The sequence below is a fragment of the Actinomyces ruminis genome (assembly GCF_002154335.2).
GTDB lineage: Bacteria > Actinomycetota > Actinomycetes > Actinomycetales > Actinomycetaceae > Actinomyces > Actinomyces ruminis.
The window spans coordinates 136,526-152,073 of record NZ_MTPX02000041.1 but is presented as its reverse complement, the minus strand read 5'-3'; the positions used below and the strand labels follow the sequence as shown (position 1 = coordinate 152,073).

Here is a 15,548-nt window from a genome sequence, read left to right as displayed (position 1 = left end):
CCGAAACCGGTCGCTGTGACCGGCATGGTCGCGATCAGTGGGCCACGGGAACGTCCAGGGGCATGCCGGAGTCGGGGGCGAAGTCCATGGGGCTGGGTTCCACGCCCGCGCGCACGGCCGCCGCACCGAGGGCGGCGATCTGGGCGCCGTTGTCCGTGCAGTACTTCAACGGCGGCAGCCGCAGGGTGATACCGGCCTCCTCGCAGCGCTGTGCCGCCAGCGCCCGCAGCCGGGAGTTGGCGGAGAAGCCGCCGCCGATCACCAGGGTGTCGCAGCCGGTGTCCTGGCAGGCCCGCACCGCCTTGGCGGTCAGCGAGTCGTTGACCGCCTCGGAGAAGGCGGCACAGACGTCGGCCGCCGGCACCTCCTGGCCGGCATCCGTCAGCGACTCCACGTAGCGGGCGACCGCCGTCTTCAGGCCGGAGAAGGAGAAGTCGTAGCGGTGGCGCTCGCGGTCCTTGGCAGCGGCCAGCCCGCGTGGGAAGCGGATCGCCTCCACGTTTCCCTGCCGTGAGAGCCGGTCGACGTGCGGGCCGCCGGGGTAGGGCAGGCCGAGCAGGCGCCCGACCTTGTCGAAGGCCTCCCCGGCAGCGTCGTCGAGGGTGGCCCCCAGCTCGACGACGTCGGTGGCCAGGTGGTGGATGTCCAGCAGGCTGGAGTGGCCGCCGGAGACGATCAGGCCGATGAAGTGCTCGGGCGCGGGTCCGTCGATGAGTTCGTCGACGGCGATGTGCCCGATGACGTGATTGACGCCGTAGATGGGCTTGCCGAGACTGGCGGCCAGGGCCTTGGCGGCGCTGACGCCGACGGTGAGAGAGCCGATCAGTCCCGGGCCGGCGCTGACGGCAATGGCGTCGACGTCGGCAAGCGTCACTCCGGCCCGGTCCAGTGCGGCGTCCAGGGTGGGCAGGAAGGACTCCAGGTGGGCGCGGGAGGCGATCTCCGGAATGATGCCGCCGAAGCGGGCGTACTCGTCCATGGAGGTGGCCACGACGTCGCCGAGCAGCTCACGGCCGCGTACCAGGCGACGCCGGTCTCATCGCAGGTGGACTCGATGCCGAGGATCAGTGGTTCACTCACGGCGCCCAAGCCTAGCCGCCCAGCGGCCCCGGCCGGGATTCCGCGCGACCAGCGGTTGAGCGGCTACACGAGCCGCCAACCGGCGGTGCGGCTGCGGTAGTTCCAGAAGTCCCGGTAGGGACCGGCGGCCTCCACCAGGTCGGCGTGAGTGCCGTGCTGGGCGACTTGCCCGGCCTCGCTCAGGACGACGACCTGGTCGGCGGCGGCAACGGTCTCCAGCTTGTGGGCGATCACGATCAGTGTGGAGGTGCAGCGCAGCTCCTGCATGGCGGCCACGATGTGTGCCTCGTTCTCCGCGTCTAGGGCACTGGTGGCCTCGTCGAGCAGGACGATGGGTGCTTGTTTGAGCAGGGCGCGGGCGATGGACACCCGCTGGCGCTCCCCGCCGGACAGTGCCTGCCCGCCCTCGCCGACGCGCGTGTCCCACCCGTCGGGCAGTCGGTCCGCGATCTCGGTCACCCCCGCCAGGTCGGCCGCCCAGCGCACCCGAGCGACGTCCGCGTCCGGGTTGCCGATGCGGATGTTGGCTTCAAGGGTGTCATCGAAGAGATACACGTCCTGGAAGACCATGGACAGCCGGCTCATCAGGTCCGCTACGGGCATGTCACGCACGTCGGTGCCGCCCACGCGCACGGTGCCGGCTTCCACGTCCCAGAAGCGGGCAATCAGCCGGGCGATCGTGGTCTTGCCGCTGCCGGAGGGGCCCACAATGGCGCACATGGAGCGCGCGGGCACATGCACGCTCACTCCGCGCAGCACCGGCGTGCCGGGCAGGTAGGAGAAGTGAACATCGTCGAGTTCGACGGCACCGGGCTCGGACTCCGCAGCGGCGGCGCTTGGCTCCGGCAGCGGGGCGACATCCATTACGGTGTCGAGGTGGTCCATCATCTGGCGGCGTTCCTCGATGCCGGCGGTGGTGGTGCCGATGGAGTCGAGCATGGTGGTGAAGCGCAGGCAGATACCGATGGTGACCACCGCCTGCAACGGCTCCAAGGCTCCGGAGACGGCCAGTGCCGCCGACAGGGCGATCATGGCCACGACGATCACCTGCACCAGGACTCCGTTGACCAGATTGCCGGCGGTCTCCCACCACAGGCCGCGGCGGGACGTGCGGGCGACGGCGTCGAAGGCGTCGGACAGCTGGCGGTAGTCGGCGGCCGCATGGCAGGAGCGCAGCGCTCCCTGGCAGCGCGCGAACTCCACGATGCGGGCGGCGAGCTCGCGTTCCGCGGGCTCGGAGACGGCCTTGCCGTGGTCGATCAGGCGGCGGGAAGCGCGCAGGAACACGGCCAGCAGCGGCGCCGCGCAGGTCAGCAGCAGTCCCAGGCGCCAGTCCCATGCCCAGGAACCGAGCCAGATGACCACGCATCCGGCTACCGTGGTGCTCAGCGAGTTCAGGAAGTGCGCCGCCGACTCGGACAGAGACATCATCTCCCGGGAGACGGCGCGGGACATGACGCCGGCGGAGTCGGCGTCGAACCAGCTCAATGGCACGCGGGCCACCTGGTCGCCGATAGCGTAGTGGACGTCGTGTTGGAAGCCGAGTGCGCCCGTCATGCCGATGCGCTGGCTGAAGTAGTCGGCGATCGCGGCGGCGACGGCGAGGACGGCGAGCACAATCAGCCACCCGCCGAAGCTCAGCCCCCAGCAGGGTCGGCCGGTCGCCAACGCTACGGAGGCGGGCAGCAGGAACAGCAGCGCCAGTCCCGAGAAGATCCCGCTGAGGACGCCGATCCCCATGCCGCCTGTCACCTGTCGCCAGGCGACGGGGCCCATGAGGCGGTGGTAGCGGGCCATCAGGGAACGGGAAGCGTACCGATCATCTCCAGCCTGGGCACCGACTGTGGTCGGGTTCACGGTGGTCCGGGCGGCCGAGTTCATGGTTTCAGTCATGGCTGTTCTCCTGGGGGTCGAGGTCGATGCCGCCCTGACGCAGCAGTGCCCGGTAGTGAGGCTCGGCGAGCAGCTCGGCATGTGTGCCGGAGGCGACGATGCGGCCGCGATCCATGACCGCGATGCGGTGGGCGCCGCGAACGGCGGCGGGCCGGTGGGCGATGACCAGCACCGTGCGCCCCCTAACCAGCTCCGAAAGGGCCTGTTGAATCTCCGCCTCGGACTCGGGGTCGGCGAAGGCGGTGGCTTCGTCGAGCAGGATCACCGGCGTGTCGCATAGGACGGCACGGGCGATGGCGATGCGTTGAGCCTGCCCACCGGACAGCGCCGTGTCGCGCCCAATGACGGTGTCATAACCGGCGGGGAGCGTCATGATGAAGTCGTCGATCTGGGCGACGCGGGCGGCGGCGCGCACCTGCTCCAGATCCGCGTCGGGACGGCCGAGGGCGATGTTGTCGCGGATGGGGGCGTCGAGCAGCTGGGCATCCTGGAGGACGAAGGAGACCGTGTCATACAGGGTCTGTTCGTCCATGTCGCGCAGGTCTACTCCGCCGATGCGCACGGCGCCGGCGTCGGGGTCGGCGAAGCGGGCAATCAGGGTCGCCAGGGTCGACTTGCCAGAGCCGGATGGCCCCAGCAGGGCGGTGACGGTGCCGGGCTCCAGGGTGAGGCAGGCGTCGTCGACGGCGAGGGTATCCCCATAGGAGTAGGACACGTGCTCGATCTCTACGCGGGCGTCGTCGGGGCGGCGCGGGTGGACGGCGGCGGGCAGGGTGGGGGCGTCGAGGATGTCACACAGGCGCAGCGCGGCCGCCCCGGCCTGCTGGTAGGACCAGGACACGGTGGCGATCGTGACCATGGCTCCGGGCAGCACCAGGGCGATCAGGGTGGTGGTGAGCACCTGCGGAAGCGTGACCAGGCCGGCGCGCAGCAGCAGGCTTCCACCGCCCAGATTGACCAGCAGGAGCACCGGGATGGACACCCAAGTGATGGACAGGCAGCTGATGTTCATCAGCGACATGGCCCAGGCGCGGTAGAACTTAGAGAACTCGTCTCCAGCCCGCAGGTAGGCGGCATGGGCGCGACCGACCTGTCCGAAGGCCTTGACCACCCCGATGCCGGCAACGAACTCCACCATGGCGGAGGAGATGTCCTCCAAGCGACGATCCATCTCCACGGTCTTCTCATTCATGCCGCGCAGGGACAGCGAGTAGGTGGCGAAGTACAGGGGGATGGTGCCGATGCTCAGTAGTCCCAGTCGCCAGTCGATCCAGAAGGCGCAGGCCAGCAGCGCCACCGGGGAGACCACCGCGTTGAGACGCTCCACCGGCCCGTGGGCGATCACCGTGTGCACGGTGGTGGTGTCGTCCTGCACGGCCTTGCGCAGCCGCCCGGAGGTGGAGGCGGTGAACCAGCTCAGGGGCGTGTGGGTCAGGCGGGCGACGATATCGCGACGCAACCGGTCGCGCAGGGCAAGGTCGGCGAAGTGGGTGATCAGCAGGGCCAGGGAGTACAGCAGCAGGCGGGTGGAGTAGGCGCCGATCAGCACCATCACCGTGGCGCGCACGCGCTCCGGATCGGGCGCGGCGCCGGCCTCATGCGCCGACACCAGGATGTCACCCAACTGTACGAGCGCCACGTACGGGGCGATGGACAGCAACCCGGAGGCGACGACGAGTGCTTGACCTAGCCGCAGTCGAGAGCGTACCGGCGCACCGAGCCGTTTGATGGCCGCCTGCCCGGCGACGACGCGGGCGCGGTCGTCGGCTGGCCGGGTCGACGACGGCGCCTGGTCGGGTGCCGTCGTCGTAGACGTGCTCAGCATGTCTCACACTCCAATCAAGAAAGTCGTTCTTTATTGAGTAAGTACGAACTTACTTTCACAGGACGTGACGCACAAGAGTCGTAAGCAAACCTGTGTCGCGTAACGTGACCCGCATGACGCGCCAGGCAATCCCACCGGGCCGAAGCCCGGATTCACTCGCCGGGACGTGGTGGACGTTGCCCTCGAGATCGGCGTCGACCGGTTCACGCTCTCCGGCGTCGCCCAGCGGCTGGGGGTCGCAACCTCGGCGCTGTACCGCACGATCAGCTCACGCGAGGATCTGCTGCGCGCCTGCCTGGAGCGGATCGCTGCCGACACCGACTTCTCCGACCTGGTCGGGCCCTGGCGGCAGGTAGCGCGCGACTACGCCGAGCACCTGTGGACCCTGCTGGAGGAGCACCCGGGCCTGGCCGGCACGCTGGTGTCCACATCCTGGGCCTATCAGTTCTTCGCCCGGCCCATTGCGGACGCACAGCGCGCACTCACGCGGGGCGGCTTGGCCCCCGACAATGCGGTCCTAACCCTGGACTTCATTGCCGACACGGTCATCAGCGTGCATCTGCAGACCGAGGTTGCGCGCGCGCCCGTCGGCGAGGCTTCGGGGGCCTCGCCGGAGGCGCACGACGCCGACGCCCAGGGCGGCCCCGACGGCCCGAGCGGGCTGGAGGTGGCACGCAGGCGCTACGAGGCGGACGGACGGGCGACGCAGCTGCCCTCCGAGCTGGCCCCCTCCAGCGCATGGATCGACCGTGGTTGGCTGGACCGCAAAATCGAGGTCATTATCCGCGGCATCGCGGCCGCCGACGGGTAGCCGTGGCTCAGTAGTGGCTGACGACGGTAGTGCCAGTCTCGGCCCAGTCGTAATACCAGTGGGCCTCCTCTTCCGGGAGGTTTATGCACCCGTGCGAGCCGGCGTCGGAACCGACCCCGAAGTGCTCGGCCCAGGGGGCGGAGTGGATGGCGTAGTTGCCGTGCCAGTAGGTCACCCAGTGCACGTCCTTCTGACAGTAGGACCAGCCAGGACTGCAACCCAGGTCCTGTGTCTCATAGCTCAGGTACACCTCGTAGGTGCCGGTGATGGTCTCGTTCCCGGGGCCGCCGTGGTTCATGAGATTCGGGCCGTGCACCTGCTCGTAGCCCTCGTAGGCGGTGATCGTGGAGTCGGTGAGGTTGATGTCGATCCACTTCTCGCCGTCCTCGGCGCTGTAGGCGAAGCGGTCGGTGCCGGAGGACACCACCCTTTGCTCGGTATCGGCAGCGACCGCCCGGCTGGTCAGCTCGCCGCTGTAGGACTCGCCGGATTCCAGGGCGGCGATGATGCCGTCGGTGACCGCGTCGCGGTTGGTGACTTCCAGGCCGTCCTGGGCGGGGCGGGCGGGTTCTAGCAGGTTGCCGTCGGCGTCGACGTTGTCGATTCCGGTAATGGGGTCCAGTTCGATTGCGGTGGCGGCATCGTCGACCCAGACGGCGACGCTCTCGTCCAGTAGCGTGGGTACGAGTTCGCCCTCTGCGGCGGTGGTGCCCACCCAGGAGGCACGGGTAGCGGCGTCGGCCTGAATAGTCTCCCCCGCAGCGGTGAGCGTGACCGTGGGGGCGATGAGCGCGTCGGCGTCCGCAGCGGCCCGCTCGGCAGCCGCGTCGGAGACGACAGGGGCAATGTCCACGAGCGTCAGCTCAGCGCTCTGAGAGGTGAGCGACTCGGTGGCCGTGGCGACGACGGCGGTCAGTGCTTCGACGTCCATGCCCCGACCGTTGGTTCCGGGGACGACCTCGAAGGCGTCCCCGGCAGCGGTGGGCTGGATGGAGGCGTTCACGGCGGGAGTGCCGACCTGAGCGTCGATGCGGGCGGCAAGAGCGGCTACGGCTTCGGGGTCCACGGCGGCGGCCGGCTCATCCCCGGGTGTAGCCGGGGACGCCGGATCCTTGCCGGACACGACGGCGAGGGCCAGGGCGTCGGCATCCACATGCCCGCCGGCCTGCGCCAGCGGGGTCGTGATGGTTTGTCCGGCGACGGTAATGGTGACCGTGGTCTCGGCGGCGCTGGCGGAGACGGCGGCCGCGACCTCATCGCGGGTCATGCCGGCCATGCTCTGCCCACCGATGCTGGCGTCGGCGGGCGCGAGGTCCACGGCATAGGCGGCGCGGCCGGAGATGCCGGCCAGCGGCGCCGCCAAGAGCAGCGCGAGCAGCACGGAGATTACCCGCCGGCGAACGTCGAGTCCGCCGGCGGCGTGTCTGGGCGTATGCGCGGCCAGTGCGCGCCGTAGTCGCAGGAGTCTGTTCACCGTCCCTCCGGTAAAGGCAGTGTAACGACATCTTGAGGGGAGGCGGTAACCATACAGCGGCCGCCTGTGATTGCCGACCTGCGGCACCCGCCACATGCGCCAAGGTCGGTAGGCGTTACGTGCCGAGGTCGGTCGATATGGCGGAGGACTCTGATGAGAGCCCTGGCTGCCCGACCCAGGTCCGCGGGACCAGTGATGGGGAGTGCTGCCCGTGGTGCCGCTCCGACACCTCACGCATGATTCGGTCATGTTCACCGGCACCCGCGAAGTCGTTCCTCCCACCGCCCGGTCCAGCCGACGACGCCGTAGCGGCATTGCCGTATCAACGCTTGCACTGGTACTGGCCGCGCTGCCCCTCACCGGCTGCGCAACGATGAACGGGGGGCACACGATGCGCGCCTGGCTCGAGGACCAGAGTGCCGTTGATGCCGTCGATGTCTACTGCGTCAGCTACATGGAGACGGGGTGCGGCCTCACCGCTGACGTCGCTCTGGTTCCGGATACGAACGCCGCGGACGCCGCCGCCGTGATCGACGGCGCACTCGAGAAGGCGATGGAGGACCGCCACGTCACTGCGGACTACTTCAGCATCGAGCTGGAATGGCAGTATCGCTCCGCCTCCCTGACCCACTACGGCGTCATCGTGTACCCGCGCACAACGAGCGACGACGAACTCACCGAGCCGGTACGTGCCCGGCGGATAGAACTGATCGGCATTGCCATTGATCTAGCGCAGAGCGGCGCCGAGTCCGTGACCATCGGATCGAACTCACTCGACGTCAAGCGCGGCAAGGTGGACGCGGTCCCCACCGACCTGCTCGCCACAACGTCTTTCAGCGACAACGCCGCCACAGTCAGCCTGAATGACCGGTTCACGATGAACGGATGGGAGGTCCAAATCGAGTCGACCGCGGATAACCAGCCACCGCTCGATGCTATTGACCAGGTCACCGCAATACCTCCGGCGCCTGGTACCGAGCGAGGCTGACGCTCGACGCCACCAATACCTATCCGGGCAACGAGCTTCAACCCACTATCGACGTACGCGGCCTGCCCATAGGCGATGAGGACGCTCCTGCGCTTGACCACGCCGCCCCGATCCTCGCGGCCATTGACGGGAATCCGGGATTCACCGACGTCAAACTGTGCACCGCGGACGGGGCCGCCAATGGCGTCTCCGGCTACTCCTGCGTGTTCTACGACATGCGCGACGGCGTCATCGACCGAGACAGCGGATACCCACGGGAAGAGGCCCGGGACATATACGACGCCGCGCAGCAGCTCTGAGCAGAGCGGCTGCGCGGCGCGCAGGTGGGAGCCTCAGCCGGAGCCAAGCGCTTCAGGCGGTGGCCTTCTGGCCCTTCCACAGGGCGTGGCCCAGGTCGCGGTTCAGCCGGGTGATGACCTCCAGCGGCACCGACTTCGGGCACACGGCCGCGCACTCACCGATGTTGGTGCAGCCGCCGAAGCCCTCGGCGTCGTGCTGGTTGAGCATGTTGACCACGCGGGCGAGGCGCTCCGGCTGGCCCTGCGGCAGCAGGCCCAGGTGGGAGATCTTCGCGCCGGTGAACAGCATGGCGGAGGCGTTCGGGCAGGCGGCCACACAGGCGCCGCAGCCGATGCAGGCGGCGGCCTCGAAGGCGGCGTCGGCCTTGTCCTTCTGCACGGGCACGGAGTGCGCCTCCGGGGCGGCACCGGTGTTCACGGAGATGTAGCCGCCGGCCTGCACGATGCGGTCCAGGGCGGAGCGGTCCACGATCAGGTCCTTGAGCACCGGGAAGCCGGTGGAGCGCCACGGCTCGATGGTGATCGTGGAGCCGTCCTTGAAGGAGGGGTCCTCCGCCAGGTGGCGCATGTGCAGCTGGCAGGTGGTGGAGCGGATCGGCCCGTGGGCCTGCCCGTTGATGACCACGCCGCACTGCCCACAGATGCCCTCGCGGCAGTCCGAGTCGAAGGCGACGGGCTCCTTGCCCTCGGCGAAGAGCTGCTCATTGAGCAGGTCGAGGACCTCGAGGAAGCTCATGTGTTCCTCGATGCCGGTCATCGAGTACTCCTCGAAGTGACCCTCCGAGTTCTGGTTCTTCTGGCGCCAGATCTTCAGCTTGATGTTCACTTGTAACTCCGCTGCTTGAGCTCGATGTCCTTGTAGATGAGGTCCTCCTTGTGGAGGATCGGGGGCTGGTCCTCGCCGCCCCACTCCCAGGCCGCCACGTAGAGGAACTCATCGTCGTGGCGCAGCGCCTCACCCTCAGGGGTCTGAGACTCGGCGCGGAAGTGACCGCCGCAGGACTCGCGGCGGTGGAGGGCGTCGATGCACATCAGCTCGGCCAGCTCGAAGAAGTCGAGCAGGCGGCCCGCCTTCTCCAGCGCCTGGTTGAGCTCCATGGCCTCGCCGGTGACCCGGGCGTCCCGCCAGAACTCCTCCTTGAGGGCGCGGATCTGGCGGATGGCCTCGCGCAGCCCCTCGTCGCGGCGTTCCATGCCGCAGTACTCCCACATGATGCGGCCCAGCGCCATGTGGAAGTCGTCCACGGAGCGGGTGCCGCGCAGCGCCATGAGCCGCTCAATGCGCTCCTCCACGCTCTTGCGGGCCTCGGCCACCTCGGGGGCGTCGGGGTCGGCCTTGCCGATCCGCAACATGTCCGCCAGGTAGTCGTTAAGCGTGTCCGGCAGCACGAAGTAGCCGTCTGCCAATCCCTGCATGAGGGCGGAGGCGCCGAGCCGGTTGGCGCCGTGGTCGGAGAAGTTGGCCTCGCCGGCCACGTACAGGCCCGGGATGTTGGATTCCAGGTCGTAGTCGACCCACAGGCCGCCCATGGTGTAGTGCACGGCCGGGTAAATGCGCATGGGGACCTCGTAGGGGTCGTCTCCCGTGATGCGCTGGTACATCTCGAACAGGTTCCCATAGCGGGCGGAGACGGCCTCCCGACCCAGCCGCCCGATGGCCTCGGAGAAGTCCAGGTAGACGCCGCGGCGCATCATGCGCTCGTTGCCCTGCGGGTCGCGCTCCTTGATGGCGGGGCCGACGCCGCGCCCCTCGTCGCACATGTTCTTCGCCTGGCGGGAGGCGATGTCGCGCGGGACGAGGTTGCCGAAGGCGGGGTAGATCCGCTCCAGGTAGTAGTCGCGGTCCTCCTCGGGGATGTCACGCGGGTCCTTGTCGCAGTCCTCGGCCTTCTTGGGCACCCAGATGCGGCCGTCGTTGCGCAGCGACTCACTCATCAAGGTCAGCTTGGACTGGAAGTCACCGGACTGCGGGATGCAGGTCGGGTGGATCTGCGTGTAGCAGGGGTTGGCGAAGTAGGCGCCCTTGCGGTGCGCCCGCCAGATGGCGGTGGCGTTGCAGCCCATGGCGTTGGTGGACAGGAAGAACACGTTGCCGTAGCCGCCGGTGCACAGCACGACGGCGTCGGCAGGTGGGTCTCGATCTCACCGGTGACCATGTCGCGGGTGACGATGCCGCGCGCGCGGCCGTCGATCACAATGAGCTCGACCATCTCGTGGCGCCGGTACTCCTTGACGGTGCCGGCGTGGACCTGCCGCTCCAGGGCCTGGTAGGCACCGATCAGCAGCTGCTGGCCGGTCTGGCCGCGGGCGTAGAAGGTACGGGAGACCTGCACCCCGCCGAAGGAGCGGTTATCCAACAGACCGCCGTACTCGCGCGCGAAGGGGACCCCCTGGGCGACGCACTGGTCGATGATGTTGGCGCTAACCTCCGCCAGCCGATAGACGTTGTCCTCGCGGGCGCGGTAGTCGCCGCCCTTGACCGTGTCATAGAAGAGCCGGTAGACGGAGTCGCCGTCGTTGCGGTAGTTCTTCGCGGCGTTGATGCCGCCCTGGGCGGCGATGGAGTGGGCGCGCCGAGCGGAGTCCTGGTAGAAGAAGCACTTGACGTTGTAGCCCTGCTCCCCGAGCGATGCGGCGGCGGCGCCACCGGCCAGCCCGGAGCCGACCACGATGATGTCGAGCTTGCGCCGGTTGGCGGGGTTGACCAGCTGGGCGTTGAACTTGCGCTGCTCCCAGCGCTGCGCAATCGGGACGTCGTGCGGCGCCTTGGTGTCGGCGATCTTCTCGCCCTCGAGGTACAGGCCGTCGATGAGTTCAGTCATCATTCACTCGCTCTCGATCAGTGGGCAGCGCACTCGGCGAACTGCTCGGCGGACGAGCCGATCGCATCGCAGAACTGGGGGTAGTAGTCGGCCGCGGCCATCGGGGCGTCGACCCAGCCGAAGAGGATCGCCGTCGGCACGATCATGAACACGAAGAACAGGCCGAAGGCGACGATGAAGGCGATCAGGCGGACGAAGGGAACGGTGTTGCCGCGGGTGGCGCCGAGGGTCTGGAGGGCCGACCACACGCCGTGCCACACGTGCAGGCACAGGCAGGCCAGGGCGACGACGTAGATCAGGTACACCCACCACAGCTGGAAGCCGTAGTACATGTTGGAGTAGGCGCGCCCGTGGATGTACTCGCCGCCGGGGGTCAGCGTCAGAGTGGTGAACTGCAGCAGGTGCCAGATGATGAACAGTGCCAGGGCGATGCCGCCCCAGCGCATGGTGCGCATGGCGTAGCGGGAGGCGAAGTACTCGGCATTGGCCTTCTTGACCTCATACTTGTCGTTCCCGCGGGCCTTGCGGTTGCGGTGCCATAGGTACAGGGCGCTGACCACGTGGGCGAGGATCAGCACTGTCAGGACGACGCGCAGGATCCACAGCACGCCCTCGTAGGGAAGCAGCGGCTCCAGCAGGGAGCGCAGCCAGACCGCGTAGTGGTCGTAGGCGATTTCTCCCTGGAAGTAGTGGGTGTTCCCGTAGGCGTGGAACAAGAGGTAGACGATGAAGATGATGCCCGACCAGGCCATCAAACGCTTCATAAAGACCGTCGTTGTGTAGGCGGCCTTCTTCTTGGGGGGAGCAGACGTTTTCACCACGGGGGCAGTTTACGAACGCCCCTTGGCCGATGGTCCCAAACCGGCGCCGGTGTCCCCACGAGTATTCGCGTGTCCCCGCCCTGCCGCGGAAAACCGGGCATCGGCAGCGCAGGATGCGGCTCAGTTCAAGGCGTCATGTCGCGCCGGTCGGCGCCGGCAAGCGACGCCATTTCGTCACGCCATTGTCAGACAAATATCAGAGTGGCCGCCGCATGACGACGGCATCCTCCACCGGCGCCAGGTAGTAGCGGCGGCGGTGTCCGATCGCCTTGAAGCCGTGGGCCTCATACAGGCGCTGGGCGCCCTCGTTGGAGGCACGCACCTCCAACAGGACGGCGCGGCAGCCGGCGTCGGCGGCCACCCGCAGCAGCGCGCCCAGCAGGGCCGTGGCCACGCCGCGGCGGCGGACGGCGGGAACCGTGGCGATGGTAAGCAGGTCGGCATCCCCGCGGCCGTCGCCGTACCACAGGCCGGCGTAGCGACCATCGGCTCGGCATCGGCGCCGACAGTGCCCCGGTCCGCCGCAGCGGGCGCCTCCTGCGGGTCGGATGCGCCGACTGGCGCGGCCTCCTCCAGGTGGGCGACCAGGTAGGCGCGGTCGGCGCCCGGGCCGGTGGTGCGGTCCAGCTCCGCGGCGAGCGTCGCCGGGCTCCAGGCCTCCGCGCCGAACAGTTCCGGCTCCAGGCGGGAGACCACTTCCAGGTCACGCGGCGTCATGGGACGCAGCCGCACCCCCGGCGGAGCGGAGTCAGCCGAGGCCCGAGCGACGGGCCGGTTCACCGGGCGCGTCCCGCGGGCATATGCACGTCGGGCCGCCGCAGATAAAGCGGTTGCGTGCCCAGCCCGGCCTCCTGCAGTGCGTCTCCCTCCGCCAGCGCGGGTAAACGTGCCAGGGCTATGCGGATCTGGGCGGCGGCGTCGCCGGAGACCGGGGCCAGCACTCCACGGCCGGCAGCCAGCTCGGGGTAGAGCGCGGCGCCGGAGCCCGCCACGGCGTCGGCGGGCGGCTGCGCACCGTTCTCCTCGCGCTCACGCAGGGCGGCGGGGGACAGCACCTCGTACTCCCCCAGGCGTTCGACGTCGTCGGCACCGCGGGCCCGGTAGCGGGCGGTGTAGACCTCCTTGCGGCGCGCGTCGGTGGCCACCAGGACCGTGGCCGACAGCGCGACGGACTGGTCCCGCCGGGCCAGCTCGTCGAGGGCGGCGCGGGCCACGGCGTCGAGGCTGGGCACGCCGCAGACGGGGATGTTGCGGGCGCGACCGACGGCGCGGGCGGTCACCAGCCCGGCACGCAGGCCCGTGAAGGGCGCGGGGCCGGTAGCGGCGACGACGGCGTCCAGTGGCGCCGCGGCCACCGCCGGATCCGCGAGCGCTTCCGCCAGCATGGGGCCGAGGGACTCGGCGTGGCGGCGGGGGCTGTCCTGCCGGGCCGTGGTCAGGACGTTCAGAAGTATGCCGGCGGCAGGTGCGTCGGAGCCGCCTCCGCCCACGGCGTCGGCCACGAGCAGCTGGGTTCCCAGTGAGGAGTCGATGGAGAGGATGCGCACGGGCCCAAGCCTAGATGAGCTGCCCCGGCAGTGCGATCGGCCGCCGGGGCCTCAACCGGCCAGCGCCCCGAGGTCGACGCCGGCCCACCGGGGGCCGACGGCGGTGATGGTGATGGTGCGGCGGCCGTCGTCGGCCTGTTCCAAGTCGGTGACCGCCCCGGTGGCGGATGCGGTGGGCGCAGCCAGTCCGCCGTGGGGACGGGCGATGGTGATCTCCAGGCGGCTGCCCGAGAGCGCTTCCGCCTTGCCCTCGCCCCACTCCATGAGGGTGACCGAGTCGGCCACGGAGGAGTCCAAGTCGAGGGCGTCGAGCTCCTCCAGGGAGGAGATCCGGTAGGCGTCCACGTGGATGAGGTCCGGTCCGTTACCCGTGGCGGGGTGGACGCGGGCGATCACGAAGGTCGGGGAGGAGATGCGCCCGCGCACGCCCATGGCGGCGCCTACGCCCTGGGCGAGGGTGGTCTTGCCAGCGCCTAGCCCACCGGTCAGCACCACGACGTCGCCGGCGCGCAACAGGGCGGCCAGACGGGCCCCGAGGGCCCGGGTGGCGTCGGCGGAGTCGGTGGGAACACTGATCATGGCGGCCGGACGGGCGGGGCGAGTGGCATCGGCGGTCATGCGCGCGTCTCCTGGACGGGTGAGGCCGGGATGCGGGCGGCGTCGCGACCGGTGAAGACTCGCGGAACGCGCGCTCCCAGGCGAGTGACGATCTCGTAGTTGATGGTGGAGCAGACCTGGGCCCAGTCGTCGGCGGTGGGGGTGACGGCGTCGGGCACGCCCCACAGCACGGCGATATCTCCGGGACTGGCCGGTGGGTCCAGCGGAGAGCCCTCGGGGGTGGTGGCCGGGCCGAGATCGATGACCACCTGGTCCATGCACACTCGGCCGACGATGGCGGCGCGCAGGCCATTCACCGCGACCGGGCCACCGTTGGAGGCGGCGCGGGGGATGCCGTCGCCGTAGCCGAGTGGGACCAGGCCCAGCCAGCGGTCGGTGGGAGCGCGCCAGGTGCCGCCGTAGGAGACGGCCTGGCCGGCGGGGATGCGCTTGACCTGGGTCAGGGGGGCCTCCAGGTGCATGGCCGGAACCAGGTCCAGGGCGGCGGAGGTGGCCACGGCCGGGTCCGGGGACAGGCCGTATAGCCCGATGCCGATGCGCACCAAGTCCAAGCGGGTGTCGGGGTGCCACAACAGTCCGGCGGTGGCGGCGAGGTGGCGCACGCGCGGGTTCAGCTCCGCCTCGGCCACGACGCGTTCGGCGGCCAGGAAGCGGGACAGGTGCTTCTCGGTGGAGCCGGAGGCGGGCTCGTCGGCGCGGGACAGATGGCTCCACAATCCGACGACGGCGATGATGCCGTCCTGTTCGGCGGCCTTGGCGGCAGCCGCCAGGGCGGGCAGGTCTGCGGGGGTGGCGCCGCCGCGGGACATGCCGGTGTCAACCTTGAGGTGAATGCGCGCCGGCGCCGCAGCGGCATCCGGGGAGTCGGCCAGCTCGGCGCGTGCGGCCGCCACAATCGCGTCGAGCTGGGTGCGGGTGGACACCGACAGGTCGAGGCCGGCAGCGAGCGCGGCGCGCAGCGGGGAGCCGGGGGCAGCGGCCTGATCGGGCGTGAGCACGGGTAGGAGCCAGCACAGCAGGCGGGGGCGCTCGGAGGTGGGAACGGAGTCAGGATTGCGCGAGGGACGGGCGACTCCGGCGTCGTCGAGCAGGGCGCGCAGGTGCAGGGCCTCTGCCAGTTGGGCGACGCCGAGCCAGGTGGCGCCGGCGCGCAGGCAGGTGATTGCCACCGGGGCGATGCCGTGGCCGTAGGCGTCGGCCTTGACCACGGCCATCCAGGGCACGCCGCCGACCGCGGCGAGCACGTGGGCGTTGTGCGCGACGGCGTCGAGGTCGACGACGGCCCGGGAGGTCGTCGCTGGAAGAGGATTTCCGATTGACGCGTTCACGGTGGCGATTGTTCCACTCCCTGGGGCTCGGTGCGGGGATGC

At 69.6% G+C, this 15,548-nt stretch carries 11 protein-coding genes and 2 pseudogenes; 2 read left to right on the top strand and 11 right to left on the bottom strand.

Annotated features, from left to right (window positions below; genetic code table 11):
• Nucleotides 1-34: 34 nt before the first annotated feature.
• From tsaD to BW737_RS20215, 3 genes and pseudogenes are all read right to left on the bottom strand, one after another.
• A pseudogene (gene tsaD / locus BW737_RS07765) lies at nucleotides 35-1,080 on the bottom strand (tRNA (adenosine(37)-N6)-threonylcarbamoyltransferase complex transferase subunit TsaD).
• A 63-nt stretch (nucleotides 1,081-1,143) separates the two neighbouring features.
• Nucleotides 1,144-2,820, bottom strand: a complete 1,677-nt coding sequence (locus BW737_RS20220; protein ID WP_476723622.1) for an ABC transporter ATP-binding protein — start codon at nucleotides 2,818-2,820, stop codon at nucleotides 1,144-1,146.
• Between the two features lie 145 nt (nucleotides 2,821-2,965).
• Nucleotides 2,966-4,798: an ABC transporter ATP-binding protein gene (locus BW737_RS20215; protein WP_086614060.1), complete on the bottom strand. Its 1,833-nt coding sequence runs from the start codon at nucleotides 4,796-4,798 to the stop codon at nucleotides 2,966-2,968.
• Nucleotides 4,799-4,964: 166 nt separating this feature from the next.
• On the opposite strand from BW737_RS20215, the gene BW737_RS07750 reads away from it, so the two are divergent.
• Nucleotides 4,965-5,609, top strand: a complete 645-nt coding sequence (locus tag BW737_RS07750; protein ID WP_086614061.1) for a TetR/AcrR family transcriptional regulator — start codon at nucleotides 4,965-4,967, stop codon at nucleotides 5,607-5,609.
• 7 nt (nucleotides 5,610-5,616) lie between these two features.
• Here the strand turns inward: BW737_RS07750 and BW737_RS07745 are convergent, their stop codons facing one another.
• Nucleotides 5,617-7,083 carry a L,D-transpeptidase family protein gene (locus BW737_RS07745; RefSeq protein WP_099330356.1) on the bottom strand — a complete coding sequence of 489 codons (1,467 nt, stop codon included), beginning with the start codon at nucleotides 7,081-7,083 and terminating at the stop codon, nucleotides 5,617-5,619.
• A 247-nt stretch (nucleotides 7,084-7,330) separates the two neighbouring features.
• Between BW737_RS07745 and BW737_RS07740 the strand changes: the two genes are divergently transcribed.
• Nucleotides 7,331-8,071, top strand: coding sequence for a hypothetical protein (locus tag BW737_RS07740; protein WP_099330355.1), 741 nt, complete (start codon nucleotides 7,331-7,333; stop codon nucleotides 8,069-8,071).
• A 351-nt stretch (nucleotides 8,072-8,422) separates the two neighbouring features.
• Here BW737_RS07740 and BW737_RS07735 read toward each other — a convergent pair whose 3' ends face one another.
• The 7 genes and pseudogenes from BW737_RS07735 to alr all read right to left on the bottom strand — a co-directional run bounded on the left by BW737_RS07735 (nucleotide 8,423) and on the right by alr (nucleotide 15,515).
• Nucleotides 8,423-9,196: a succinate dehydrogenase/fumarate reductase iron-sulfur subunit gene (locus BW737_RS07735; protein WP_086614064.1), complete on the bottom strand. Its 774-nt coding sequence runs from the start codon at nucleotides 9,194-9,196 to the stop codon at nucleotides 8,423-8,425.
• Nucleotides 9,193-11,192, bottom strand: a pseudogene (locus BW737_RS07730) (fumarate reductase/succinate dehydrogenase flavoprotein subunit). The gene BW737_RS07735 and the pseudogene BW737_RS07730 overlap by 4 nt, the downstream one beginning before the upstream one ends.
• 17 nt (nucleotides 11,193-11,209) lie before the next feature.
• The gene (locus tag BW737_RS07725) at nucleotides 11,210-11,956 is read right to left on the bottom strand and encodes a succinate dehydrogenase cytochrome b subunit (RefSeq protein ID WP_180272135.1); all 747 of its coding nucleotides are present in this window, start codon (nucleotides 11,954-11,956) and stop codon (nucleotides 11,210-11,212) included.
• A 253-nt stretch (nucleotides 11,957-12,209) separates the two neighbouring features.
• Nucleotides 12,210-12,440 (bottom strand): GNAT family N-acetyltransferase, encoded by a 231-nt coding sequence (locus BW737_RS18110; protein WP_257210621.1) that lies wholly within the window; start codon nucleotides 12,438-12,440, stop codon nucleotides 12,210-12,212.
• A 349-nt stretch (nucleotides 12,441-12,789) separates the two neighbouring features.
• The gene (gene tsaB, locus BW737_RS07715) at nucleotides 12,790-13,560 is read right to left on the bottom strand and encodes a tRNA (adenosine(37)-N6)-threonylcarbamoyltransferase complex dimerization subunit type 1 TsaB (RefSeq protein WP_086614067.1); all 771 of its coding nucleotides are present in this window, start codon (nucleotides 13,558-13,560) and stop codon (nucleotides 12,790-12,792) included.
• A gap of 51 nt (nucleotides 13,561-13,611) precedes the next feature.
• Nucleotides 13,612-14,178, bottom strand: a complete 567-nt coding sequence (gene tsaE, locus BW737_RS07710; protein ID WP_086614068.1) for a tRNA (adenosine(37)-N6)-threonylcarbamoyltransferase complex ATPase subunit type 1 TsaE — start codon at nucleotides 14,176-14,178, stop codon at nucleotides 13,612-13,614.
• Nucleotides 14,175-15,515 (bottom strand): alanine racemase, encoded by a 1,341-nt coding sequence (gene alr, locus BW737_RS07705; protein WP_086614069.1) that lies wholly within the window; start codon nucleotides 15,513-15,515, stop codon nucleotides 14,175-14,177. Before alr ends, tsaE begins: the two co-directional genes overlap by 4 nt.
• Nucleotides 15,516-15,548: the final 33 nt, after the last annotated feature.